This is a genomic window from Gordonia sputi NBRC 100414 (assembly GCF_000248055.1).
Classification (GTDB): domain Bacteria; phylum Actinomycetota; class Actinomycetes; order Mycobacteriales; family Mycobacteriaceae; genus Gordonia; species Gordonia sputi.
Window position 1 is genome coordinate 17,302 of the sequence record NZ_BAFC01000139.1, and the last position, 25,212, is coordinate 42,513.

A 25,212-nucleotide genomic window follows, 5' to 3' on the forward strand; every position below is an offset into this window, starting at 1 on the left:
TTCAGAGATGGAGCGGACCCGACGTCGTGTGTAGTGGGGCAGCCGATGCGGCGTGTCGATCCGCGATCAGCTGCGCGGCAATCGACACGGCGACCTCGGCGGGCGTGTGTCCCCCGAGGTGGAGTCCGACTGGCGATCGCAGGCGACTCAAATGCGCTGCCGTGACGCCGGATTCGACGAGGCGCTCGTTGCGATCGGCTACCGTCCGCCGGGAGCCGAGTGCTCCGACAAACCCAGCGGCGGAATCGGTCAGAGCCAGGCGAAGCGTCGGGACGTCGAACTTGGGGTCGTGCGTCATCACGCAGATCGAGGTGGTGGCATCGACTGCGCCGGAACGTATCTCGGACTCGAGGTAGCGATGCGGCCAGTCGACGATCACCTCATCGGCGTCGGGGAATCGAGCGCGTGTGGCGAAGACCGGGCGCGCGTCGACGACGGTCACCCGATAGCCGAGTGAGCGCCCGATGCTGCTCGTGGCACGCACGAAGTCGTTGGCGCCCACCAGGATCAGCCGTGCGTTAGGGGCAAAGGTCTGTACGAACGTGCGCGGTCGGTCGCCGCCCGACTCCGCGGGCTCGTCGCAGTCGTCGACGCCGATGATGCCGCTACGTCCCGACGTAAGGAGATCGGCGACGTCGCGGCCGAGCCGACGCCACGGTTCGCGTGTCGACGTCGTGATGTACCACTCGGGGGAGTCGCTCAGCGTGGTTGCCCAGGCGACTCGACGGTCCGCCGCGAGATGTCCGGCGAGGTCGTCCAACGCGCGTCGATGACCGGAGTCGATGCGCTCGACGAAGACCTCCAGAGATCCACCGCAGGTCAGGCCGACTTCGATGCCATCTGGATCGGCAATACCGAAATGCTCGACGACCGCACAAGCGTCGTCGAGCACGGTCATGCAGGTGTGGACGAGCGCTGATTCGACGCAGCCACCCGAGACCGACCCGATGACCTCGCCGTCGGCCGTGACAGCCATCGCAGCGCCGACACCGCGCGGGGTCGGGCCACTCGTGCCGATGATGCGAGCGATGGCGACCGGCCCACGGCTGAGACGATCGATCACCACCGGCAACACATCACGCATTGATCCAGTGTCGGTGCCGCGGCGCGGTTGCGCCACTCGGCGTCACCGTCTCAGCGTGGCGCCACGTGCGTCATGACGTCACGGACCAGAGACTCCGTGATGGCACCGAGCGCGCTGTCGTCGGCTGTCGAGAGGTAGACCAGGGTGATCGCGATGATGTTCGCGATGAACACCGGAGCAATACGCGCAACCGGTGTGAGCCATTTGATCTGCGCCTCGTCGCCCGCTGCCGCCAACCCTTGTGCGGCAAGGCCATAGAGGTGCTCGTACATCTGCTTGCCCGCAGGTTGCAGTTCGGGATGATTGTGCGCGTAGATGCCGAGTGAGATGGTCGCCTGGAGCCGCCCGGGGTCGGCTTTGAGCATCATGTAGAACGCGTCGAGTTGCTCGAACATCTTGGTACGCATCGCCTCGACGCCGACCGCCGACGATCCGCCCACCGGCAGCAGCGATTCGAGCATCAGCGAAACGTCCTCGGGCACAGCCTTTTCCATCACTGCCCAGAGCAGCGCGGTGCGACTTTCGAACGCGTAGTGGAAACTTGCCAGTGGCATCCCGGCATGCGCGCAGATGCGTCGCGTCGTTGCGCCTTCGACGCCGTGATCGGCGATCACACGATATGCGGATTCGACGAGCGCTGTGCGCCTGTCGTCGACGGACATCCGAGCCAACGGACCGCTCACTCCCCAGTTGAAACGGATAGGTGACGGAAGCCTATCAGGGTCGATATCGGTCAGTGAACAATTGTGCGCTGAAGTGGTCTTCACGCGCGTCCGATTGATCCGGGGCCGAAGGCGATAGTCTGGCGGAATGGTCGCAAGGAGTTCTCGCCGGACACCGAATTCCCTACGAGGCAGGGATCCCCGCTCATGATCAGTCGTCTCGCCGACGTCGGGGTACGGGTGGCCGATTCGGCGACCGGCGCATTGTCGGCAGCTGGACTGCCCGCGGCCCGCGCGCTGGGCGCCGACCGCGACGCGATCCGACCGTACGTCGAGTCGTCGGAGTATCTCGTCGACGGCGCCTTCGTCAATCCCGAACCGTCGTCATTCGGTGTGGCAGCCGATCTCCAGGTCGCCCTCGACATGGCTCGTGGCCCCGGCAAGCCGAGCCGACCGGTCCTCGTCACCGTGCCCCGATTCGACGACGAACCGGGCAAACTCACCGTCACCTGGCTCGGGCACGCGTCGGCACTCGTCGAACTCGACGGCACCCGCATCCTCACCGATCCGGTGTTCAGCGAACGGTGTTCCCCCTGGCAGCAGGTGGGACCGGCCCGTCTGCATCCGGCGCCCGTCACGGTTGCCGACCTCCCGCAGATCGACGTCGTATTGCTCAGTCACGATCACTACGACCACCTCGACATGGACACCGTTGTCGCCGTGGCCGACTCATCGCCAGACGCGGTGTTCGTCGCACCTGTCGGTGTCGCAGCGCACCTCGTGAGCTGGGGAATCCCCGGTGACCGCATCCGGCAGGCCGACGTCTGGCAGAGAGTCTCGGTCACCTGCGGAGCAACCACACTCGAGTTCTTCTGCGGGCCGGCTAGGCATTTCTCCGGGCGCGGACTCACCCGCAACCTCACCCAGTGGGCGAGCTGGGCCGTCGTGGGACCCGAGCACCGGTTCTTCTTCTCCGGAGACACGGGCTACAGCGAGCGGTTCGAAGAACTCGGCGCACGGCACGGACCGTTCGACCTGACGCTCATCGCCGTCGGCGCTTACGACGCGTCGTGGCCGGACGTACACGTCGACCCGGAGGAAGCCGTCGCGATCCATCGGATGGTGTCGGGCGAATCGGGCTCCGACTCCGTGTTCCTACCCATCCACTGGGGAACGTTCAGTCTCGCGCGACACTCGTGGGCCGATCCCATCACGCGCCTGCTGCCCGCGGCCGAGCGACACAACACGTCCGTCGTCGTGCCGCAGCCCGGCGGCACCATCGACATCACCGCGCGCGCCGGGACCGGACTGCGCATACCCACATGGTGGGAGACCTCGGCGTGAGCGAGCAGAGCACAGCGGCCCCCGAGCGGGGCCTCACCGCCGATGAGGTCGCCCAGCGCGTCGCCGACGGCAAGGTCAACGACATGCCCGACCGCTCGGGGCGCTCGGTCGGCGACATCATCAAGGCCAACGTCTTCACGCGGATCAACGCCATCCTCGGGGTGCTGTTCGCGATCGTCGTCTTCACCGGCTCACTCATCAACGGACTGTTCGGTCTGCTGATCATCGCCAACGGCGGCATCGGCATCATCCAGGAGGTCCGCGCCAAGAAGACCCTCGACAAACTCGCCATCGTCGGACAGGCCAAACCGCGGGTGCGACGCGACGGCGAGGTCACCGAGATCCCACCGAACGAGGTGGTGCTCGACGACATCATCGAGATCGGTGCGGGCGATCAGATCGTGGTCGACGGCGAGATCGTCGAGTCATATGTCCTCGACGTCGACGAGTCGCTGCTGACCGGTGAGGCCGATCCCATCGACAAATCCGTCGGCGACAAGGTGCTGTCCGGCAGCTTCGCGGTGTCCGGGGCAGGTGCCTACCGTGCGACGAAGGTGGGCGCCGACGCGTATGCCGCGAAGTTGGCGTCCGAGGCGTCGAAGTTCACGCTCGTGTCGTCGGAATTGCGGTCGGGCATCAATCAGATCCTGCGGGTCATCACCTGGCTGCTGATTCCCGCGGGGCTGCTGACCATCGTCAACCAGTTGTTCATCAGCAACAACGGTCTGCGTGCATCGCTGCTCGGTATGGTCGCCGCACTCGTGCCGATGGTTCCCGAAGGCCTCGTGTTGATGATGTCGATCGCGTTCGCGGTCGGGGTCATCCGTCTCGGACAGCGGCAGTGTCTTGTCAACGAACTGCCCGCGATCGAAGGACTGGCCCGCGTCAACATCGTGTGTGCCGACAAGACCGGAACACTCACCGAGAACGGCATGCGCGTCTCGGAGCTGCGGATCATCGGCGACGACGGGAAGGTCGAGGACAGCGGCGGGGGAGCAGCGTCGTCGGATCGTCGCACGGAGGCCGAGCAGGCACTCGCCGCGCTGGCCAAGAACGATCGCAGTCCCAACGCGAGCATGCAGGCCATCGGCGAGGTCTACGACGACGCGCCCGACTGGACGACATCAGCCGTCGAACCGTTCACCTCTGCCAAGAAGTGGAGCGGCATGTCGTTCGTCGACGCCGACGGCAACGACGCGGGCAACTGGGTCCTCGGAGCCCCCGACGTGCTGCTCGACGACGACTCCGAACCGGCGCGCGTCGCAAGCGATCTGGGTGCACAGGGCCTACGCATCCTGCTCCTGGCGCGACTCGACGTCGCCGTCGACACCGAACCCGACGCGGGAGCTGCGACGCCCGGGCGCCTGACTCCGGTCGCACTCGTCGTGCTCGAGCAGCGGGTACGTTCCGACGCTCGTCCCACGCTCGACTACTTCGAGCAGCAGGACGTTGCCGTCAAGATCATCTCCGGCGACAACGCCCGATCGGTGGGCGCGGTCGCGGAGTCGCTCGGCCTCGGCTCACCCGACACCTCCGTCGACGCGCGCGAGCTGCCGACCGAACCGAACCAGCTCGCGCACGCCGTCGAAGAAGGTGTGACGTTCGGGCGAGTGCGGCCCGACCAGAAGCGGGCGATGGTGCGCGCGTTGCAGTCCGACGGCAACAACGTCGCGATGACCGGCGACGGCGTCAACGACGTGCTCGCCCTCAAGGACGCAGACATCGGCGTCGCGATGGGATCGGGGAGTTCCGCCGCTCGATCGGTGGCCCAGATCGTGTTGTTGGACAACAAGTTCGCGACGCTGCCCTATGTCGTCGGTGAGGGTCGTCGGGTCATCGGCAACATCGAGCGTGTCTCCAACCTGTTCCTCACCAAGACCGTCTACGCGGTGCTGTTGGCGCTGTTCGTGGGTATCGCGGGACTCGGCGCGAAGCTGTTCGGCACGCCGTCGATCAGCTACCCGTTCCAGCCGATCCACGTGACGATTGCGGCGTGGTTCACCATCGGGATTCCGGCGTTCATCCTGTCGCTCGCACCCAACAACGAGCGGGCCCGTCCCGGATTCGTGCGGCGCGTGCTGACTCAGGCGGTGCCGAACGGAATCATCGTCGGACTCTGCGCATTCGTCACCTATCTGATCGTCAATCCGGGCGGGTCGGGTAACTCGCTCGGCGGTGATTCGGTGGAACTGTCGCCGCACCAGACACAGGCTGCGACAGCAACGCTGATCACGTTGATCGCCATCGCGGTGTACGTCCTGGCCGTTGTCGCGCGGCCGTACACGTGGTGGAAGGTGCTGTTGATCGCGGTGTCCGCCGGCGCATACGTGCTGATCTTCTCGTGGCCGTTCACCCAGCACATGTTCAAACTCGACTCGTCGAACTGGCAGATGAACTCGGTTGCATTTATTTCAGCGGCCGTCGGCATCGTGGCCGTCGAGATCATGTCGCGGATCGGGCCGCGCATCATCGCTCGTCACGAGCGTGAACGTGACGACGCCGAGCAGACGGCCTTGCGAGCGGCGAAGACGCAGTCGGCTCAGTCCTGATTTCTGGTCCATTGGTCCGTGGTTCCGGCCCTCCGATGGACATAGACTCAACTGCACGCGACGCGGCTCCCGCGGCGTCGACGTAGACCCAATCATCGAGTGCGACCAGGAGCAGACCATGGATCTCAAAGGACTCGTCGACAAGGCGAAGGAAGCACTCCGGGGCAACCCGAGTCTGATCGACAAGGGTGGCGACGCCATCGACAAGGCGACCGGCGGCAAGTACGCCGACCAGGTCGACAAGGCTCAGGACGCCGCACGCAAGGCTGTTGGCGCGGAAGACGCGCCCGCCGAGCAGAAGCCGGCCGAACAGAAGCCTGCTGAGCAAAAGCCCGCCGGGGATCAGCAGCCTCCGGCCAACGGCTGAGCGAGTTGGAACCGAGTTGCGGTTGCTGTGGGCTGCGGAATCCGCGCCTCGCGGCAACCGCAACTGTTGTCTAGTCGGCCCGCGGGTGGCGACGGTACGCCGACACCGTCGGATCGTCGGTGATCCAGTAGCGCCACGCGACGTCGGCGTTGCGTCGAACCCCAACGCGCGGCCCAGAGCTGATCGGTACAGAACTGATCGGTACAGGGTTGTGCGGTACAGGGTTGGCGGTCTGGCCGTCGACCTCATCCGGCGTGACGAATCGGACCCCGCGCGAGCGTGGTGCGTCGAGGTCGACGCCGAGATCGTCCATCGTGATCCCGAGCGCTTTGGCCAGATTCCCGGGTCCGCGAGCCAGTCGCGCCGGGGCGATGTGTTCCCCGCGCCTGCGAAGCGCAACGTCGAGGCCGTCGACCACCTCGCCCGCACGCAGCAGCACCGCCGACGCCTCGCCGTCGGGTCCGGTGACGACGTTGGCGCAGAAGTGACCGTGGATGCGGTACACATACAGCCTCGACGGCGGTCCGTACATGATCTCCGAACGGGGCGTCCGCGTGTACGCGTGCGAGGCCGGATCGAGCGGGCCGGCGTACGCCTCGACCTCGGTGATCCGAATGGTCACACCGTGCCCGCGCAGAAATCGGCCCAGCATCGAACGTGCGGCGGTGGTAACGCTAGGCTGACGAACCATGGCTAAGACGAGCAGCTCCATCGAGGTCGATCTTTCCCCGGAAGATACCTGGTCAGCAGCGTCGGATCTGAGTCGGTACTCGGAGTGGCTGCTTCTGCACGACGGTTGGCGTTCACCGATACCCGGTCCCGGCGAACTCGCAAAGGGTACGAAGGTCGCGTCCGTCGTCAAGGTCAAAGGCACGCGCATCCGGTTCGACTGGGTCGTCGAGACGTACGACCCGACCAGCCAGGTTCGTCTCAAGGGCAACGGCAAGGGTGGGATCAAGGCGAAACTGGATCTCGCCATATCGCCCACGGAGACCGGCTCGTCAGTAGTCTTCACTGTTGATCTGGGTGGTCTACCGCTGATCGGGCCCGCAGGGAAGGCAGCCGCGATGGCTGTCTCGGGCGACCTGACCAAGTCGCTGGACACCTTCCGCGAGGTCTTTGCGTAGAGCTCTCGAAGTCGACCGCAGACATACTTCTCGGCGCGCGCAGCGCCGATGACACCAGGGGGACGCACGACGATGGGGCGGCACTATTCCGACTCCGATTCCGACGGTCAGGGATTCGAGAGCCAGGAGTCCGACGGTCGGGGTTCCGACAGTCAGGGGTTCGGCGGTCAGGGATTCGGCGGCGACCGGGATGATCGGCGTCGCGAACCAGGCGCACCCGATCGTGGCACCGGCGGTTTCCCGGACAATCCGACCCGCGCCGGTGCGCGACCAACGCCGCCGCGACAGACACCGCCTCCGCGCCAATCGCCGGCTCCGCGCCAATCGCCGGCTCCGCGACAGACACCGCCTCCGCAGGGGCCCCGACAACAAGTTCCGGGCCGCCAGGCTCCTCGTCCCCAAGTTCCTGGATCCCAAGCTTCTGCATCCCAGCCTCCTGGATCCCAGGCCCCTCGGCCTCAGACGTCGCGACTGCAGGGCCAGACTCCACAGGGCCAGACTTCACAAGGCAAGACGCCCCCGCCCGCGCCTCAGCGCCGACAGGCCGCGTCCCCGACAACCCAGCCCGCCTCGGGTCGCCAAGCGGCGCAGCCCGACTCGGGTCGCCAAGCGGCGCAGCCCGACTCGGGTCGCCAAGCGGCGCAGCCTGACTCGGGTCGCCAAGCGGCGCAGCCCGCTTCGGGTCGCCAAGCGGCGCAGCCTGACTCGGGTCGCCAAGCGGCGGCGGCCGGCCTGGCGGCGTCGAGCGGTCAAGCCACGCCGCGTGGCAGCCGATCAACGCGCAAGGGTGGCTCGGGCGACGGGTTCGGATTCGAGCATCGTGAGGCGCGCAGCGGTCGTCGAGGGCTATGGCTGTGGAGTGCGGCCGCGCTGCTTCTCGTCGTCGCGATCGTCGGTGGCATAGCGATCTGGAAGTCCGGAATCGTCGGAGGCTGTGGCGACCGCACATCGGTCAGCATCGCGGCCGACCCGGCAATCCGAGATGCGGTCGCCGACGCCACGTCGAAGATGTCGTCGGATTCCTGCTACGACTACACCGTCACCGCGGTGGCGGGCGCCGACGTCCCCGGCCTCCTGACCAGCGGTGACAAGGCGCCAGACCTGTGGGTACCCGACTCGACGCAGCAGGCGAGGCGGGTGACGACGCAGGTCCGTCGCCAACTCGACACCGTCTCACCGTCGATCGCCGCCACACCCGTCGTCGTGGCGGGTACGCAGGTCGGAAAGCTGTCGAATTGGGTCGACGTGATGAAGCTCGACGGCCTGCGAGCGGGCAACCCGATCGACACCAGCACCGGAGACGCGCCGATCGTCGGAGCACTCGCCGAGGTCGACGCGGGCAAGCTCACCAACGACGACCTTCTCGAAGCGATGACCGTGCTTGCGGTCCAACAGAACAACGCCCGCCTGGTCAACGACAACGAGGGCACCCGGCTCAATCTGGCCAATACGTCGACGACGCCGGTGGTCACCACTGAGCAGCAACTCACCCTGTTCACCCGAACGCATCCCGGTTCGAAGCTCAAGTCGTCGATCCCCCAGGACGGCACCGTGATGCTCGACTATCCGCTCATCAACACCGCACCGGAGTCGCGGGCGGAGACGGCGACGGCAGCCGGTAAAGAACTCGCCACCGCGCTCACCACTGGCGACGGCGCGTCGTCGATCACCGACGCAGGATTCCGAAAGCCCGGTGACACAAAGGGTTTGACGGTGCTGAAGCTCAGCGACCCATCGCAGGTCGACAAGGCCCTGCGTCAATGGCAGGTTCTCGGCGTGCCGATTCGCACTCTCGTCGTCGAGGACACCTCGGGGTCGATGGCCGAGAGGGACGGCGGCGAGACGCGTGCGCAGTTGACCATCGATGCGTCGCTGACCGGCTTGAAGTTGTTCCCGAACAACACCGAGATCGGTCTGTGGTCATTCGGCGTCGACAAGGGCGGCGCGGGGCAGGACTGGAAGGAACTGTCGCCGATTCGTCGACTCGACGCTCAGGCATCGAGCGGTGGCACGCACCGCGACGAATTGAGTGCAGCGGTGAAGGCAGGCTTGGCGCCGTCGGAGCTCGGTGGTGGTACCGGGCTCTATGACACGACGCTGGCAGCCTTCAAGAACGTCCAGGACAGCTACGACCCCAACTACTCCAACAGTGTCATCATCCTCACAGATGGGCAGAACGAGGACCCGAACAGCATCAGCCTCAAACAGTTGCTGTCGCAGCTGAAACAGCTCGAAGATCCCGCGCGGCCAGTGCTCGTGCTCACCATCGGAATCTCCGACGACGCCGACACCGACGCACTGAAGCAGATTGCCGAGGCGACCGGCGGCTCGTCGTACGTGGCCAAAACCGCCGGCGACATCCAGACGGTGTTCGTCGATGCGATCCGCGGCCGGGTGCAGGCGGCCGGCCGCTGACGCTGGTCAGTTCGGCAACACCGAGTGATCGTGGGCGACGTCGTGGAGGACGTGCAGCGCTCGTTCGACGATCGGGGCGTCGGCGGTGACCAGTCGGGCCGCGGCAAGATCGACGGGGTCGGCGTCAGGCGTCATCGGTAGATAGCGGACGCCTGCGATTCCCAGCGCGGCGGTCGGCTCGGGAACGACGGCGACCCCGAGGCCCGCTGCGACAAGCGTGACGAGCGTCGAGGTCTCCTGTACCTCGTGTCGGATCTGCGGGACGAACCCCGCGGCGGCACACAGTGTGGCCAGTTGGGTGTGCATCACCGAACGTCCTTGTCCCGCATGGGAGATGAAGTCGTCGTCGTGTAGATCGGCGAGGGCCACGTGCTGCTGGTGTGCCCGTGCGTGACTGTCGGGAAGCGCCACCAGCAACCGGTCTCGCCGTACCGGGGTGACGGTGACCTCGGGCGCGGTGATCGGTGGCCGCAGCAGGGCGAGATCGATGTCGCCCGCCAGCAGTGCCGCGATCTGTGCGGGCGCGAGCATCTCGCCGCGCACACTGACGTCGACGTCGGGGAGCTCTTCGCGGAGCGCCCGGACGAAGCGGGGGAGTAGCGAATAGGTCGCCGATCCGACGCACCCGATGGCGAGGCGACCCTGTGTGCCCTCGGCGATCCGTCGGGCGTGCGTTCCCGCATGGTCGACGGCGTCGAGGATGGCGACGGTGCGTTCGAGATATGCCTGCCCGGCAGGCGTGAGTTCGACGGTGCGGGTGGTGCGGATGAGGAGCGGGAAGCCCAGTTCGTTCTCGAGCTGACGGATTTGTTGCGACAGCGGCGGTTGCGCGATGTGTAGTCGCTCGGCGGCACGCCCGAAGTGCAGTTCCTCCGCGACCGCACGGAAGTAGCGAAGGTGGCGCAGCTCCATCGAGGCTCCCCTCAGTATTGATATCTCTGGCATCCTATTCGATCCCAAATGGATACTTCTCAATATCGCTGGCAGTTCCTAGGGTTGAACCCATGAACGCCCCCACAGATGTCGTGATCTGCTCCCCGCTGCGCACCCCGGTCGGACGCATGGGAGGTGTCTTCGCGCCGCTGTCGGTCGCCGACCTCGCGACAGGGCTACTGCGCGAACTCACGACGCGGACCGGTCTGGGTGAGGGCGACATCGACGATGTGATCCTCGGGCAGGGCTACTCCAACGGTGAGGCGCCCGCGCTAGGCAGGATCGCCGCGCTCGACGCAGGGTTGGGAGTCGGGGTGCCGGGCATGCAGGTCGACCGACGCTGCGGCTCGGGACTGCAGGCGATACTCAACGGTGCCGCGCAGGTCGCGACCGGAGGAGCGAACCTGGTGATCGCCGGTGGTGCGGAATCGATGTCGAACGTCGAGCACTACGCACTCGGACTACGCACCGGCGTCCGCGCAGGCGGCGTCGAACTGATGGACCGGCTCGAACGCGGGCGTCTGACGGCGGGCGGCGAGTCGCATCCGGTACCCGGCGGAATGATCGAGACCGCGGAGAACCTACGTCGTGAGTACCGGATCGGACGCGACGAGCAGGACGAGTTGGCAGTCCGATCGCATCATCGGGCCGTCGCCGCCCAACGGGAGGGACGATTCGACGACGAACTCGTCGCCGTCACCGTGCCAGGTCGACGCGGCAAACCGGATACCGTCGTCGATCGCGATGAACATCCCCGCGCAGACGCAAGCGTGGAATCGCTTGCAGGACTTCGTCCGGTACGCCAGCGCATCGACTCTGAGTCCACGGTCACCGCAGGCAACGCATCGGGTCAGAACGACGGCGCAGCGATGTGCATCGTCACGACACGGTCAGAAGCGGAACGTCGAGGTCTCGATCCGATGCTCACCCTGCGATCCTGGGCGGTCAGCGGATGTGCCCCGGAGACAATGGGTCTCGGACCCGTCGGCGCCACCGCAGCAGCGCTCGACCGTGCCGACCTCACCCTCGACGACATCGACCTCATCGAACTGAATGAGGCATTCGCCGCCCAGGTGCTCGCGGTGCTCGCTGAGTGGAAGGTCGACGCCGAGGATGATCGCCTGAACCCCAACGGATCCGGCATCTCGCTCGGACATCCCATCGGTGCAACGGGAGGTCGTATCCTTGCGACCGCCGCGTACGAGGCGCGTCGTCGTGATGCTCGGTACGTTCTCGAGACCATGTGCATCGGTGGCGGGCAGGGGATCGCGGCGATCTTCGAGGCAACCCGATGAGCGCGGTCGAGGTCAGTGCGCACGTCACGGGCCGCACCGATGCGCCAGTTGTCGTGCTGTCGAATTCGCTTGGCTCCACTCATCGAATGTGGGACGCGCAACTCCCGGCGCTCGAGCAACGGTTCCAGGTGGTGCGCTATGACACTCGCGGACATGGTGATTCGCCCGTGCCTGTGGGTCCGTACACGATCGACGACCTCGCCGACGACCTCGTCGGTGTGCTCGATCGATTCGACATTGCCTCGGCCCACGTCGTCGGACTCTCCCTCGGCGGACTGACCGCGATGCGGGTGGCGATTCGCAATCCCGAGCGGGTCGACGCTCTTGCACTCCTGTGCACCGCAGCATGTTTCGCGCCTCCGCAACCCTGGCTCGATCGTGCGGCGACGGTGCGTGCCGACGGTACGGGGGCGATCGCCGATGCGATTCTCACACGCTGGTTCACCGCGGAATACCTTGCCGATGAACGTAATACGGACACGGTCGCGTGGTATCGCGCGATGATCGCCGGCACCCCGGCGGAGGGTTACGCAGCCTGCTGCGAGGCGCTCGCCACCGCGGATTTGCGCGCCGAACTCGGGGCCATCAAGGCGTCGACGCTCGCAATCGCAGGCGCCGATGATCCCGCGACGCCGCCCGATCGTCTCGCCGAGATTGTCGACGCGGTGCCCGACGGTCGGCTGGAAGTCGTCGGACACGCGGCGCACCTCGCCAATGCGCAACAGCCACAAGAGATCACACCTCTCCTCCTCGAACATCTGGAGCACTCATGACCAACGTCAATTCGCCTGCACGGCACAGCAAAGTGGCCGAGTCGGCAGTCAGCGCCGTCGCCGACATCCCCGACGGCGCGAGCCTCGCAGTCGGAGGCTTCGGACTCTCCGGCATTCCCAAGTTCCTCATCGACGCCCTGCTCGCGCAGGGAGCGAGCGGGCTGACCATCGTCTCCAACAACTGCGGGGTCGACGGCGCGGGATTGGGCCTGCTGCTCGAAGCGCGGCGCATCTACAAGGTGATCGCGTCGTACATCGGCGAGAACAAGGAGTTCGGCCGCCAGTTCCTCGCGGGCGAGGTGACCGTCGAACTCACACCGCAGGGCACGCTCGCCGAGCGAATGCGGGCCGGCGGCAGCGGAATCGGCGCCTTCTACACGCCGACCGGGGTGGGCACTCCCGTCGAGGAGGGCGGTCTGCCGTGGCGATACAACTCCGACGGCTCGGTCGCACTCGCGTCGGCTCCGAAGGAGGTGCGGACATTCCACGGGCGGCAGATGGTGCTCGAGGAATCGATCGTCACCGACTACGCACTGATCCGCGCGGCCGTCGTCGACACTGCGGGCAACTGCTGTTTCCACGCTGCCGCAAGGAATTTCAATCCGCCTGCCGCGATGGCCGGGCGCATCACGATCGTCGAGGCAGAGCGCGTCGTCGAAGTCGGTGAACTCGACCCCGACGAGGTGCACCTGCCCGGAATCTTTGTGCAGCGCGTCGTCGAATTGACGCCGCAGCAGGCGGAGGACAAGGGAATCGAACATCGGACAACCCGGCCGCATCCCGTGGCAGTCGGCGCAGCAGAGGTGGCATCATGACCTGGACTCGTAACGAAATGGCCGCGCGCGCAGCACAAGAGCTGCGACCCGGCGACTACGTCAACCTCGGCATCGGACTTCCGACGCTGATTCCCGACCAGATGCCCGACGACTCGGGGATCACCCTGCACGCAGAGAACGGCATCCTCGGCGTCGGCCCGTTTCCCTACGACGAGGACGTCGATCCGGATCTGATCAACGCGGGCAAACAGACCGTGTCGACGCTGCCCGGCGCGTCGTTCTTCGATTCGGCCACCAGCTTCGCGATGATCCGCGGCGGCCACGTCGACGTCGCTGTACTCGGCGGCATGCAGGTCGCGATGAACGGCGACCTTGCCAACTGGATGGTCCCCGGCGCAATGGTCAAGGGCATCGGCGGCGCGATGGACCTCGTCAACGGCGCGGGTCAGGTCATCGTGCTCATGGAGCACGTCACCAAGAAGGGCGACCCGAAACTCGTCGCCGCATGCTCACTTCCGCTGACCGGGCGCTCCGTGGTGAGCCGGGTCATCACCGATCTGGGCGTATTCGACGTTGCGGCAGAGGGATTCGACGTCGTCGAGCTCGCGCCCGGCGTCGAATTCTCCGACGTCGAAGCGAAGACCGGCGCGCCGCTGCGGGCGTCGACGTCGGCGTAGATTCTTCGGGAGGTCGAGGTCCGGGGTCTGGGGCTGCGTGCTCTTCCGCGGGTTTTGGGTGTTTCCGCGTGTTGTTTCGCGGGGAAGGCTATGGAGCTAGGGGAAAGTTTCCTTCCCCTACTTTCTGCGCGCGGGGTGCGGGCGCGACCCCAAACTCTTCCGCGGGTTTCGGGCGTTTCCGCGTGTTGTTTCGCGGGGAGGCGTCGGGATCTGGGGGAAGGGTTCTTTCCCCTACTTTCTGCACGCCGCGCCCGGCGCCGCGCCTACCGCCTCAGCGCGGCAAGCTCGGCGCGGGATCGGATGCCGAGTTTCGCGTAGGTGCGGGTGAGGTGATACTGCACGGTCTTTGGTGAGATGTAGAGCTCGGCAGCGACTTCCCGATTCGACAACCCGCGCGCGACCAGTGCTGCCACCGACTCCTCCTGCGGAGTGAGTACGACGTCGCTGCTGTCGGTGCGGGAGGTGTGGAGCCCGCCGGCCTTCAACTCGCGGTCGCACCGCTCGACGTATGTGACGGCGCCGAGCGACGCGAAGATCTCGCGAGCGGTTCCCATCACGGTGTCGGCTTCCCGTCGCTTGCCGGAGCGGCGCAGGGTCTGGCCGTATGCGAAGTTGATTCGCGCGGAGTCGTAACGCAGGGGAAGACCTTCGACAAGCCGAAGTGCCTCCTCGAAAGCGGCTCGCGCTCCGTGGATGTCGCCGATGGCGCCGAGGTAGCGGCCCCGTGCATAGCCCAAGCGGGCTTGTGCCGGATGGTGACCACGCTGCGCCGCGAGTGTCTCGTGTGGAGTGAGCAAATCGTCTGCGGCGTCGTGACGACCGCTGAGCACCAACGCATTTGCAAGCACGTCGACCCACGGCCACCAGCCGGGCTCGACGAGTGCAGGCGTGTGGGCTGCCAACTGTCGCAACGGCTCGAGTGCGCGGATCACACCGGCGTAGTCGGCCTTGGCTTCGGCGAGATGCGCCCTGGTCAGCATCTGAGGAACGCGGATGATCTCGTAGTCGCCCGCGAGCGCTGTCGCCTCGTTGAGGTCGGCGTCCGCTGACTGCCAGTCTCCGCGAAGCGAATGAATCTGTGCGGCAGTCCACGTGAGCAATCCGGTGACCAGATGTATGCCGCTCGTCCTGGAAAGACGCCTACCTTCCTCGACGACGCGCAGCGCGGAATCCCAATCCCCGGTGGAAAAGTGCACGCGCGCAAGCCAACCGTGAGACCACAGTGAGATCCGGGTGGATCCGCCGAGCGCTGCCATCGACACTGCGCTTTCCAGGAGGCTTCGTGCGGTGACGACGTCGCCGAGCCCTAACCTCAGCCAACCATGGCCCATCGTGACCCGCTGTGCCTGCGCTCCGAAACGCACATGCGCGGAGAGCGACTCGTAGGAGGCGAGCGCCAGGTCAGGTCGTCCCGACCAGGCAAGCCCCAGCCCGCGGATGCTCGCGGCCTCAATCCCCGCGGGCGATGTGTCGCCTGCCATCGAGATCGCTCTGTCCGACCATTCGACGAGTTCTGTTCCGCGGCAACGTACCAGGTCGTGGAGAACCCACCGTTGTGCGATCACCGCCGCGACCTCTGGCTCGCGCTCGAGGTTGACGATGCTCCATGCACGCTCGAGCCGGACTTGTGCCTCGGTGGAGCGGCCACGCAGGATGGCCAGATATGCGAGAGTGGCGTCACGAAGCGGCGTCTCGCGAAGAATCTCCACCGACGGGACGAGGGAACCCGCTGCGATGCAGTCGCCCGCGGCGAGCAGTGCGTCGACCGACAGCGTGATCCGTTCGTCACGCAGGATCGGGTCAGAGGTCAATCGTCCTGCGTGGCGGAAGAGTTCGGCCGCCTGCGCCCATGCGCCGTCGGCTCCGAGGGATTCGGCCATCGCGGCGACGTCATCTGCCAGTGCGGCGTCTGCGGCGGGCGTCGCGGCGATTCGATGACCAAGCTGCTGTGCAGCATCGGACGTCAATTCCGCAGCGCGACGGTGCATGTCGGCGACGCCGCGCAGCCCCATCAGTTCGATCACCGCGGCACGGGTCATGGGATTTGCGGGTCGAGGGCGTCTGGTGGAGGGCGTGAGTGCGAAGGGTGCGACGAGGAGTCCACTGTTGAGTGCGTTGTCGATCGCCGAGAGCGGATCGGCGCAGTCGGCCAACTCCAATGCGGTACCCATCGGTTCCGAATCGTCGAGGATGCAGACGGCCTCGATGAGACGCCTCGTGTCATCGTGCTGTTCTGCGAGAATCCGTGCGACATCGTCGCGGACATTTCGAGGTGCGGGGAGGGCGACGTCGGCCTGAGTCCATGCGGCACTGGCTAACTCGTCGAACAGTGCAAGTATCGCTCGTGGGTTTCCCGCTGTATGTGCGAGGAGACTGTCGACCACTGTCGGATGGATGGCAAGCCCACGTGCCGACGCGAGGATGTCGACAGCCGCACGATCGATTCCGTTGAGCTGCAACGTATCGGCGAGGAGCGCGTCGATTGGGGGAGTTCGGTTGGTCGCAGCGAGCGCGACAAATCCGTCGGTGTCGCCGCTCATCGCAGTCGCCAACTCGTCGCCGCTGAGCAGGTCAGCGTCGTCGACGATCCGTAGAGACAGCCCTTGCTCCGCAGCGCGCCTGAGCGTTTCGCGCAGGACCGTGCTGTTTCCCGTTCCCGCGGCACCGAGCACGACCACGCGGCGTCGACCGTCAACCGAGTCGGCCGACGCCGCGGCACGGTCGAGGATGGCGGCGATCTCCCGATCACGGCCGACACACCTGGCCTCGATGATCACCGGTTCATCCTATTCGCGACGCTGCGGCCGCCATGGCGGAACGTCGATGTCTACCCCTGGTCACCGCCCGCAACGGGGAGTACGGAACCGGTGATGTACGACGCCTCGTCGGACGCGAGGAAGCAGATCGCGGCGACCTGTTCGTCGAGCGTGCCGTACCGCTTCATCAGCGACGACTCCTCGGTCTGTTCGATATGGGCGTCGAACCACCGCTGCTCGACGTCGTTGCGGGGTTGCGGTGTACCGCGCGATATCCGTCGTGGTGGCGCCTGTGTTCCGCCGGGAGCTGTTGCGGCGACACGGATTCCGTACTCGGCGTACTCCATCGCCAGTGATGCCGTGATCGCATTGACGCCGCCCTTGGCAGCGGAGTAGGGGATGCGGTGTATCCCTCGGGTGGCAGCGGACGACACGTTCACGATGACTCCCTGTCCGGCCTCGACCATCGGCGGCAGCGCGGCCCGGCAGGCGAACAGCGTCGTCATCAGTGAGCGGTCGATCTCGGCGCGGATTTCGGCGTCGTCGAACTCCGTGAACGGTTTGAAATTGATGGCACCGCCGACGTTGTTGATCAACACGTCGACGCGTCCGAAAGTGCCGATCGCGCAGCTGATCGCGGCACGTGCGCCGTCGTAGGTCTCCATGTCGGCGACGGCACCAACCGCGCGCACCCCGTCGTCTTCCAGGGACGACGCGACGTCGTGGACGACCTCGGCACGGTCGGCGCACACCAGCGCGCCTCCCTCGGCCCCGATGCGTCGTGCGGTGTGCTCGCCGATGCCCTGAGCGGCGCCGGTCACGACGACGACCTTGCCTGCGAATCGGCCGGGACTGACGAAACGGGGTCGACGGCGCGTCAGTTCGTCAGCCATGGCGCGACGCATCGTCTGCTTTGATCGATCGGCGTGCGCGGAGATCAGACTGCGTGCACGGTTGCGGTCACCGGAAGTGAACGCCTCGACGATGTCGAGATGGTCCTGTGCGCACAGCGGGTGGCACCACGTGGCGTTGCGTAAGACCTCACCCATTCGACCTTTCACACCGAGGGCCGAGTAGGCGGCGAGCAGGTGATCGTTTCCCGTGAGGCCGAACAGGTAGTCGTGGAACGCGGCGTTGGTCTCGGTGTATTCGGCTGCGTCGACGAACTTTTCGCCGTCGACGAAGGGCACTGTGGCTTCGGCAAGCAGTCGGTATCCGGCCAACTGTCCATTCGTCATGCGACCGAACGTGAGCTCGAGAGCTCCCAATTCCAGTGCGGCGCGGGCCTCGAACAGCGCGTCCGACTCGTGGATACCCGGATGTTCCTCCCCGATTTCGTAGCCCTGCTCGGTCACGGTCGGCGGTGTTGTCGGGATGTCGACGGGCGTGGGCGACGGCGTCTCTTTCGGGTTCGCGTCAGCTTCGGACAGGCGTGCGAAGACGGATTGTCCTGCGATCGAACGGGTGTCGTCGCAGACGAGTAGCGCACCGGTGTCCGCGTCGAGGGCGACGGGCGCAGCAGATGTCTGGGCATCGGACCACACCTGCTGTCCGGCGATGCGCCCGATCGCGCCGGCGTCGTCGACCGCGGCCGGCCGCGTCGACAGTGCTCCCAGATCGCTGCGTGCGAGAACTTCCTGACTCGCGATGCTGCGAGCGTCTACGGCCTCGAGCACCTCGTGCTCTCGGCTCGACGACTCGTCCGGCGTGGAGAGCTCTACGCCGGAGGAAGAGCCCGGAGCGTCAGGGATGGTCTTGGCAGGCACGGCGAGCGCGAACTTCTCGTAGTAGAAGCCGACCGGCTCAATGCCGGCATCGGCGACGTGGCTGCGTACCGATTCGACCATCGGGGGCGGACCGCAGAGATAGATGGCCACGTCACCGTCGTACAGATGTTCCGGGCGAATGAGGCTCATCACGTAACCCTTGTGCGTCGCAGCAGTATTCGGGTCGGACACGCAGTGATCCCAGGTGAACCCCGACAGCTCGCGCGCGAAGTACTCGATGTCGTCGAGCGCGACGAGGTCGGCGTCGGTCGACACACCATAGATGAGGTGCACCTTGCGGGGGCTGTTGTCGTCGAGCATCTTTCGAAGCATGGACAGAATCGGCGCCACACCTGTTCCGCCCGCGAGAAGCAACACGGGCCATGCCGACTCGCGCAAGAAGAACGACCCGTGCGGGCCGGTGAAGCTGATCTCGTCGCCGCGTGCGGCACGCTCGGTGAGGTAATCCGACATGGCTCCGCCGGGGGTGAGCTTGATCAGGAAGACCAGCCGTTCCTCGTGCGGGCCGTTGGCGAACGAATAGGAACGACGCACCACCGTGTCCGTGCCGTCCGGAGCCTGCTCTCCCGGTACCGCGATATTCACGTACTGGCCGGGGAGAAACACAAGATCCGCGCGGTTGGGGATCTCGACGGTCATACGCATCGTCGACGTCGAGAGGCGCTCGAGATCGACGATGCTCCCGGCGAATTCGCCCGCGGCGGTCTTGGCGATATCGGAGGTGGCGGCGATCTGGAGTACCAGGTCTGACTGCGGTTTCATGCAGCACGGCAATGCGAAACCGTCTGCGCACTCCGATTCCGACAGTGCGTCGTCGATGTAGGTGCCGCCGTCGTAGTCACCCGACTCGCAGAATGCCTTGCACGTTCCGCACGCGCCGTCTCGACAATCGAGCGGGATGTTGATGCGTTGTCGATACGACGCGTCGGCAACTGTCTGGTCTTCCCGGCAGGTGATGAACCGCGTGACCCCGTCCTCGAATGTCAACGCCACCTGGTGTGTTGGACCTGTCGCGGCTGATCCACTGGCTTGCATATCGGTAGTTCTTGCGGTTTCCGTATCGGTAGTGAGTGTCATGCGCGTCGCCTCAGAAGTGGTAGATGTCCACCACGTGGTGGATGTAGTCGTTCTTGAGCACAACCGTCTTTCGGCGGATGAGCGGCGACTCGGCGGAGAAGTCGATCGTGTAGAACGAGGTGCCGTAGTACGGGTCGACGGTGTTGTAACGGAAATACATTGTGTGCCAATTGAATCGGACATCGACCAGGTCGCCACGCCTCTCGATGACCTCGACGTTGCTGATGTTGTGCGACGTTCTGGGTTCGGGAATCGACGTGGCCGAGGATCGTTCGGTTCGAATACGGAACACCCGGTCTTCGAGTCCGCCCTTGTTGGGGTAGTAGATGAGTGAGATGTCGCGCTGCGGATTCTCGACGAGGTGGTCGTCGTCTGTCCAGGCGGGCATCCAGTACTCCACGTCGTCGGCATAACAGCCGAGCCACTTCTCGAACTCGCGATCGTCGAGGTAGCGTGCCTCGCGATAGAGGAACTGCTCGATCATGTTCTGCGTGATGAGGGTTTCGGTGGTCGTGACAGCTGGGTCGACGATCGGCGACTGCGAGGTGGTCATCTCACTTCCCTTCCGGGTTGATGGCGGCACGCATGGTGTCGAGCCAGTAGCCGTGCTGGACCGGGTAGAGGCCCTCGTCCTCGTTTTTCATTCCGGCAGAGACGATCTCGGTCATGCCGAGACTCTCGGCGACGGGGTCGGGTCCGGAGAGCCAGTGCTGCGCACCACGACTCATGTCATTCCACGGCGCGGCGGTGGCGCGGAAGGTCAACTGGCACGAGCGGAACTCTTCGAGGTCGTCGGGAGTGGCCATGCCCGATGCATTGAAGAAGTCTTCGTACTGCCGGATGCGATGCGCGCGTGCGGTGTCACTCTCACCCTTGGGTGCGATGCAGTAGATGGTGACTTCGGTCTTGTCCGGGGCGATAGGGCGGAAGTGTCGGATCTGGGTCGAGAACTGGTCCATGAGATAGACGTTCGGGTACAGGCACAGATTGCGCGATCCCTTGACCATGAATTCGCCCTTCGCGTCGCCGAATTCGCGCTTGAGTTCGTCCATCTTGTCCCACAGCGGACGGTCCTGCGGGTTGGCCGCCCAGGTCCACAGGCACAGGTGTCCGTGCGGGAATGACCAGTAGCCACCGCCCGACTTCCCCCAGCCGCCCGCGTCGAGCGCCTTGGTGTCGTTCGCCGATTCGCCGGTGTTGCGACGCGACGTCGTCGCTGCGTAGTTCCAGTGCGTCGCGGTCACGTGGTAACCGTCTGCGCCGTTCTCGGCCTGCACCTTCCAGTTTCCGTCGTAGGTGTAGGTCGACGATCCCCGCAGCACTTCGAGTCCCTGCGGCGACTGGTCGACGAGCATGTCGATGACCGTCCTCGTGTCGCCGAGATGTTCGGACAACGGGAGGACGTCATCATTGAGGCTCGCGAACAGGAATCCGCGGTAGCTCTCGAACCGGGCAACCTTCGTGAGATTGTGTGAGCCCTCGACGTCGAAGGTGTCCGGATAGCCTGCGCCGTCGGGATCCTTCACCTTGAGCAGTGTGCCGTCGTTGCGGAACGTCCAGCCGTGGAAGGGGCAGGTCAACGTCATTCGATTGTCGGTCTTACGGCGACAGATCATGGCACCGCGATGCGCGCATGCATTGATCAGGCAGGGGAGTTCGCTGTCTTTGCTGCGGGTGATGACGACGGGTTGCCTGCCGATGTAGGTCGTGAAGTAGTCGCCCGGATTCGCCACCTGACTCTCGTGGGCCAGATAGATCCAGTTGCCCTCGAAGATGTGGCGCATCTCCAGCTCGAAGATCTCCTCGTCGGTGAAGATCCTGCGGTTGGCCCGGTATACGCCGGCATCGCGGTCGTCGATGACGGCATCGGCGAGAATGCTTCGCACATGATCGGTCGTGGCTGTCGTCGCTGGTGCGGCGTTGCCGGCGAGTGTCATCTGGGTACCTCCTGGTGTGGGCTGTCTCCCGACTGTGGCATTACGTGTGGACAGTCACACTAGGGCTTTTGCCAGTCCTGACTCAGCGTCAAATTGATCAACGCTCTCGATCAATCACACGAATATGAGTCCTTGTCTTGTATGGATCAGGCTTCTACCGTGGATCTCGAAAGTGGCGGCAGTCACATGACGCCAGGGGAGTGACTCAGCTGTCGCCCCTTGCGAACGGTTGGCACGAACAGTTGGCACGAGAGGAGTGGTGACATGGAGCTACGACACCTGCGGTACTTCGTGGCCGTCGCCGACACGTGTCACTTCGGGCAGGCCGCCGCCACGTTGCACGTCGCGCAGCCAGCGCTGTCGTACGCGATCAGGCAACTCGAAGCCGAACTCGACGTCACGTTGATGACCAGAACGACTCGCCAGGTCTCACTCACTCCGGCAGGGCTCTACCTGCAGGCGGAGGCCAGGCGCATCCTCGGCGACGTCGACGGATGCGTCGACGAGGTACGACGTATCGCCGCGGGGCGCAGCGGAGTGGTGCGACTCGGGCTGACCGGCATCGGGGCCTTCTCGCATCTGCCGAGGATCGCCCGCGCCGTCAAGCAACAGCTCCCCGACGTCGAGCTCGCGATCTCCGCTGACATGCTGACTCCGACACAACGCGACGCTCTCGTCGCTGGCGAGATCGACCTCGGACTGCTGCGACCGCCGGTGGCCGGTGACGGCATCGAGGTACACACCGTCGACGTCGAGCCGTTGGTCCTCGCCGTGTCCAGCGATCACCGGTTTTGCATCCGAACCTGTTGTGGCGCTGCAGGATCTGCGCACCGAACCATTCGTGATGTACGGCAGTCGTGACTCCGCCGTCAACGACGCCGTGTTGCGGTCTTGCAGGAGTGCGGGTTGGCCTGCCGGAGTGGAATCTCCGCGGCACCTGGATCGCCGATGACGAGGGGCACTTCGAGATTCACAGCCTGCAGCCGGCGCCGTACCAGATCCCCACGGACGGTGCGTGCGGCCAACTCATCGAGGCCGCGGGATGGCATGCCTGGCGACCCGCGCACCTGCACTTCAAGGTGAGCGCGCCGGGCTACGAGTTGATCACCACGCAGCTCTACTTCCCGGGTGATCCGCACAACGACGACGACATCGCCTCGGCCGTCAAGCCTGAACTGATGCTCGACCCGCAGCCGGTCGAGGGAGGCGTCGCCGTGACGTACGACTTCGTCCTCGATCCCGAGGCCTGAGTTCAGCTTTCAGATCGGGCGTCCGCAGTGTCGGACGCCCGATCGACGACCAGGGAAGGTCGATCATGTTGGTAGCACCGACAACACTTGTCGCCGGCACAACGTCGGACGACCTGGCGCGGGTCCGCGGTCAGGCGTCGTCGTGGCGTTCTCCCGAGATCGCCATCGCCGACCGGGATCTCACCGACGCGGCGCTGAGCGACCTGATCACGACAGCGGATTCCCTTGGCGAGGAATCCTTCTCGCGTGCTGTCGGTGCGATCGTGTCATCGCGGGCAGGCCACTTCGCGCCGATCCCACACCTCGACGCCGCTGTCGAGATCTTCCGGACCTTCCTGCGGCACGAGATGATCGACGGCTGGCTCTACGTCCGCGAGTCCGACGGTTACCTCCATCCGTATCTCGTCATGGACATCACGCTCGAGCACGGTGACCGAACGCATGGTCCGCGAATCAAATTCACGATGGAAGCAGACAATGCCACCGTGAAGCGGCCCTCACGCAAGCCGCGGGTCCTGTACTTCGAAGACACCGATGTCGTCGGCAAGACACCCGCGGATGTGCTGTTGGCAGGCGGTGCCTACAAGGAGAGCGCCGACCTCAAGGCCGAGTACCAGGCGCGTCGTGACCGCTACCAGCACATCATCGACACCGGTTTCGGACAGCAGTACACGTTCAGCGGCAAAGTGATCCGTACCGACGACTATCGCTCACCCAACTCGCGGAACAATCGCAAGGTGGTGCACGACGTCGCACCCGACGAGATCGCACCGCTACGGATGGTCGCCGCTTCGGTGCTCTACGACAACAACCGTTACGGCGGAGACGATTTCGGTCCCGTGCCGGTCACCACGGCCGTGCGAGTGTTCGATCTCGGCGCGCAGGACTTCCTCGACGTCAACACGGCCGACCTCGCCGAGTACGTCTACGAGACGCACCTGCAGGACAAACTCGTTCTGCCCGACGACCAACGCGAGCTGCTGAACATTCTCACAACAGATATTTCGGTGTTCACCGGCGACATCATCGGCGGGAAGTCGGCGGGTAACGTCATCCTCGCCAAAGGGCGGCCAGGCGTCGGCAAGACACTCACCGCCGAGGTCTATGCGGAGGTCACCGGACGTCCGCTGTACTCGATCCACTCCGGATCACTGGGCATCACAGCCGAATTGGTGCGCAAGAACCTCGAAGTGATCTTCGATCGAGCCAAGCGGTGGGACGCGGTTCTCCTGCTCGACGAGGCCGACGTGTTCGTCATGGAACGCGGACTCGACCTCGCGCAGAATGCCATCGTCGCCGAATTCCTGCGCACCCTGGAGTATTTCGACGGCTTGCTGTTCCTCACCACCAACCGCATCGACGGTGTCGACGAGGCGATCCTCGCCCGCTGTGCGGCGATCATCTCCTACGCGCCGCCCGGACCCAAGGACGCCCGACAGGTCTGGCAGATCCTGGCCGCGGGTAACGACGTCATCCTGGGAGAGGACCTGCTCGACGACCTCGTGGGCGGGTTCCCCGACATCACGCCGCGCGACATCAAGATGCTCCTGCGGCTCGCGCTGCGTATGGCGCGGCATCGTGACGTCGAACTCGACGCGTCGGTGTTCGCGAGCAGCGCGGTGTTCCGAGGGCTGACATACGTGCCGCGTTCGCAGAGATGACCGGTCGATGCCGGCTGCGTAGCCTGGGAGCATGGAGCTCAGGTACGACGTCGAGATCGTGACGTTCGTCGTCTCACCTGCGCACGCCTACTTCGGACGACCGAAGGACGGTCCGGCCGCAGACGTGCCGACCGAGACTCCGTCGAGCGTTGAGATCATCGCCGACAAGGGGATTCGTGGCGACAGGTTCTTCGGCGTGCGCGCTCACACCGAAGCTGCCGTGACGTTCTTGGCGCTCGAGGCGTGGGAGGCGGCGGCTGGCGACGTCGACCCGGTTGTCGCGCGACGCAACGTGGTGGTGCGGGGCCTCGAACTCGACCCGCTGCGCGGGCGGGAGTTCAGCGTCGACACCGGCGATGGTCCGGTGCGATTTCGCGGCGGACGTCCGGCGCACCCGTGCGCGTGGATGGACACGATGGCCGGCGAGGGTGCCCGCAAGGCGCTGATCGGTCGCGGCGGCCTGCGGGCCCAGCCGCTGACCTCGGGGACGCTGCGCCTGGGCCGGGCGTCGATCGTCACCGACATCGAACTCGACGCCGCCCGCGCCGCCGCGCAGGTCAAGCGCGCGCAGCCGCTGGGGTGAACCCTCCGCTGGTCGAGCGGCGAGCCTTCTGCTGGTCGAGCGGGCGCGAGCGCTGCGAGCACCCGAGTCGAGACCACTTCTCCCGCTGGTGATCTCGACAGGCTCGATCAGCGTTGACGGCTCGCTCCGCGGTTGACGGCTCGGTCGGCGGGCGGCCCA

At 65.5% G+C, this 25,212-nt stretch carries 19 protein-coding genes and 2 pseudogenes; 13 read left to right on the forward strand and 8 right to left on the reverse strand.

Features of this window, described 5'->3' with window-relative positions; all coding sequences use genetic code 11:
- Nucleotide 1 precedes the first annotated feature (1 nt).
- Both GOSPT_RS22095 and GOSPT_RS22100 read right to left on the reverse strand, forming a co-directional pair.
- Complete coding sequence (locus GOSPT_RS22095) at nt 2–1,084, reverse strand: XdhC family protein (RefSeq protein WP_005209309.1); 1,083 nt, start codon at nt 1,082–1,084, stop codon at nt 2–4.
- Between the two features lie 50 nt (nt 1,085–1,134).
- Nucleotides 1,135–1,746 carry a TetR/AcrR family transcriptional regulator gene (locus tag GOSPT_RS22100; protein ID WP_039857044.1) on the reverse strand — a complete coding sequence of 204 codons (612 nt, stop codon included), beginning with the start codon at nt 1,744–1,746 and terminating at the stop codon, nt 1,135–1,137.
- A gap of 207 nt (nt 1,747–1,953) precedes the next feature.
- Here GOSPT_RS22100 and GOSPT_RS22105 point away from each other — a divergent pair, with 207 nt between their 5' ends.
- The 3 genes from GOSPT_RS22105 (at nt 1,954) to GOSPT_RS22115 (ending at nt 6,006) form a co-directional block, all read left to right on the forward strand.
- The gene (locus GOSPT_RS22105; protein WP_005209313.1) at nt 1,954–3,090 is read left to right on the forward strand and encodes an MBL fold metallo-hydrolase; all 1,137 of its coding nucleotides are present in this window, start codon (nt 1,954–1,956) and stop codon (nt 3,088–3,090) included.
- Entirely contained in the window at nt 3,069–5,639 is a 2,571-nt protein-coding gene (locus tag GOSPT_RS22110; protein WP_210734387.1) for an HAD-IC family P-type ATPase, read from the forward strand. The genes GOSPT_RS22105 and GOSPT_RS22110 overlap by 22 nt, the downstream gene beginning before the upstream one ends.
- A gap of 118 nt (nt 5,640–5,757) precedes the next feature.
- The gene (locus GOSPT_RS22115; RefSeq protein ID WP_005209317.1) at nt 5,758–6,006 is read left to right on the forward strand and encodes an antitoxin; all 249 of its coding nucleotides are present in this window, start codon (nt 5,758–5,760) and stop codon (nt 6,004–6,006) included.
- Between the two features lie 70 nt (nt 6,007–6,076).
- Here the strand turns inward: GOSPT_RS22115 and GOSPT_RS22120 are convergent, their stop codons facing one another.
- Complete coding sequence (locus tag GOSPT_RS22120) at nt 6,077–6,718, reverse strand: DNA-3-methyladenine glycosylase (RefSeq protein ID WP_005209319.1); 642 nt, start codon at nt 6,716–6,718, stop codon at nt 6,077–6,079.
- On the opposite strand from GOSPT_RS22120, the gene GOSPT_RS22125 reads away from it, so the two are divergent.
- Nucleotides 6,696–7,133, forward strand: a complete 438-nt coding sequence (locus GOSPT_RS22125) for a type II toxin-antitoxin system Rv0910 family toxin (protein ID WP_005209321.1) — start codon at nt 6,696–6,698, stop codon at nt 7,131–7,133. The two genes, GOSPT_RS22120 and GOSPT_RS22125, sit on opposite strands and share 23 nt — an antisense overlap.
- Before the next feature lie 732 nt (nt 7,134–7,865).
- Nucleotides 7,866–9,548, forward strand: coding sequence for a VWA domain-containing protein (locus GOSPT_RS22130; protein ID WP_373278585.1), 1,683 nt, complete (start codon nt 7,866–7,868; stop codon nt 9,546–9,548).
- 6 nt (nt 9,549–9,554) lie between these two features.
- On the opposite strand, the gene GOSPT_RS22135 is transcribed toward GOSPT_RS22130, so the two are convergent.
- Entirely contained in the window at nt 9,555–10,460 is a 906-nt protein-coding gene (locus GOSPT_RS22135; protein ID WP_005209325.1) for a LysR substrate-binding domain-containing protein, read from the reverse strand.
- A gap of 92 nt (nt 10,461–10,552) precedes the next feature.
- On the opposite strand from GOSPT_RS22135, the gene GOSPT_RS22140 reads away from it, so the two are divergent.
- The 4 genes from GOSPT_RS22140 to GOSPT_RS22155 are packed head-to-tail and all read left to right on the forward strand — an operon-like array spanning nt 10,553 to nt 14,002.
- Entirely contained in the window at nt 10,553–11,776 is a 1,224-nt protein-coding gene (locus tag GOSPT_RS22140) for an acetyl-CoA C-acetyltransferase (protein ID WP_005209327.1), read from the forward strand.
- Complete coding sequence (gene pcaD / locus GOSPT_RS22145; protein ID WP_005209328.1) at nt 11,773–12,549, forward strand: 3-oxoadipate enol-lactonase; 777 nt, start codon at nt 11,773–11,775, stop codon at nt 12,547–12,549. Before GOSPT_RS22140 ends, pcaD begins: the two co-directional genes overlap by 4 nt.
- On the forward strand, nt 12,546–13,364 hold the full coding sequence (locus GOSPT_RS22150) for a CoA transferase subunit A (RefSeq protein WP_005209330.1): 819 nt from the start codon (nt 12,546–12,548) through the stop codon (nt 13,362–13,364). Before pcaD ends, GOSPT_RS22150 begins: the two co-directional genes overlap by 4 nt.
- Nucleotides 13,361–14,002 carry a 3-oxoacid CoA-transferase subunit B gene (locus GOSPT_RS22155; protein ID WP_005209332.1) on the forward strand — a complete coding sequence of 214 codons (642 nt, stop codon included), beginning with the start codon at nt 13,361–13,363 and terminating at the stop codon, nt 14,000–14,002. Before GOSPT_RS22150 ends, GOSPT_RS22155 begins: the two co-directional genes overlap by 4 nt.
- 263 nt (nt 14,003–14,265) lie before the next feature.
- Here GOSPT_RS22155 and GOSPT_RS22160 read toward each other — a convergent pair whose 3' ends face one another.
- From GOSPT_RS22160 to benA, 4 genes are read right to left on the reverse strand one after another with little or no spacing between them, the layout of a single operon-like run.
- On the reverse strand, nt 14,266–16,779 hold the full coding sequence (locus tag GOSPT_RS22160; RefSeq protein WP_005209334.1) for a LuxR C-terminal-related transcriptional regulator: 2,514 nt from the start codon (nt 16,777–16,779) through the stop codon (nt 14,266–14,268).
- 50 nt (nt 16,780–16,829) lie between these two features.
- On the reverse strand, nt 16,830–19,622 hold the full coding sequence (benC, locus tag GOSPT_RS22165) for a benzoate 1,2-dioxygenase electron transfer component BenC (protein ID WP_005209336.1): 2,793 nt from the start codon (nt 19,620–19,622) through the stop codon (nt 16,830–16,832).
- Between the two features lie 10 nt (nt 19,623–19,632).
- Nucleotides 19,633–20,175 carry a benzoate 1,2-dioxygenase small subunit gene (gene benB, locus GOSPT_RS22170; RefSeq protein WP_005209338.1) on the reverse strand — a complete coding sequence of 181 codons (543 nt, stop codon included), beginning with the start codon at nt 20,173–20,175 and terminating at the stop codon, nt 19,633–19,635.
- 1 nt (nt 20,176) lies between these two features.
- Nucleotides 20,177–21,559, reverse strand: coding sequence for a benzoate 1,2-dioxygenase large subunit (gene benA, locus GOSPT_RS22175; RefSeq protein WP_005209340.1), 1,383 nt, complete (start codon nt 21,557–21,559; stop codon nt 20,177–20,179).
- 264 nt (nt 21,560–21,823) lie between these two features.
- On the opposite strand from benA, the pseudogene GOSPT_RS22180 reads away from it, so the two are divergent.
- From GOSPT_RS22180 to GOSPT_RS22195, 4 genes and pseudogenes are all read left to right on the forward strand, one after another.
- A pseudogene (locus GOSPT_RS22180) lies at nt 21,824–22,469 on the forward strand (LysR family transcriptional regulator); the annotation flags it as partial.
- Nucleotides 22,468–22,809 (forward strand): annotated as a pseudogene (locus tag GOSPT_RS22185) (dioxygenase family protein); the annotation flags it as partial. The pseudogenes GOSPT_RS22180 and GOSPT_RS22185, both read left to right, overlap by 2 nt.
- 65 nt (nt 22,810–22,874) lie before the next feature.
- The gene (locus tag GOSPT_RS22190) at nt 22,875–24,470 is read left to right on the forward strand and encodes an AAA family ATPase (RefSeq protein WP_005209345.1); all 1,596 of its coding nucleotides are present in this window, start codon (nt 22,875–22,877) and stop codon (nt 24,468–24,470) included.
- Nucleotides 24,471–24,501: 31 nt separating this feature from the next.
- A complete protein-coding gene (locus tag GOSPT_RS22195; RefSeq protein ID WP_005209347.1) occupies nt 24,502–25,053 on the forward strand; it encodes a hypothetical protein in 552 nt (183 codons plus the stop codon).
- Nucleotides 25,054–25,212 lie beyond the last annotated feature (159 nt).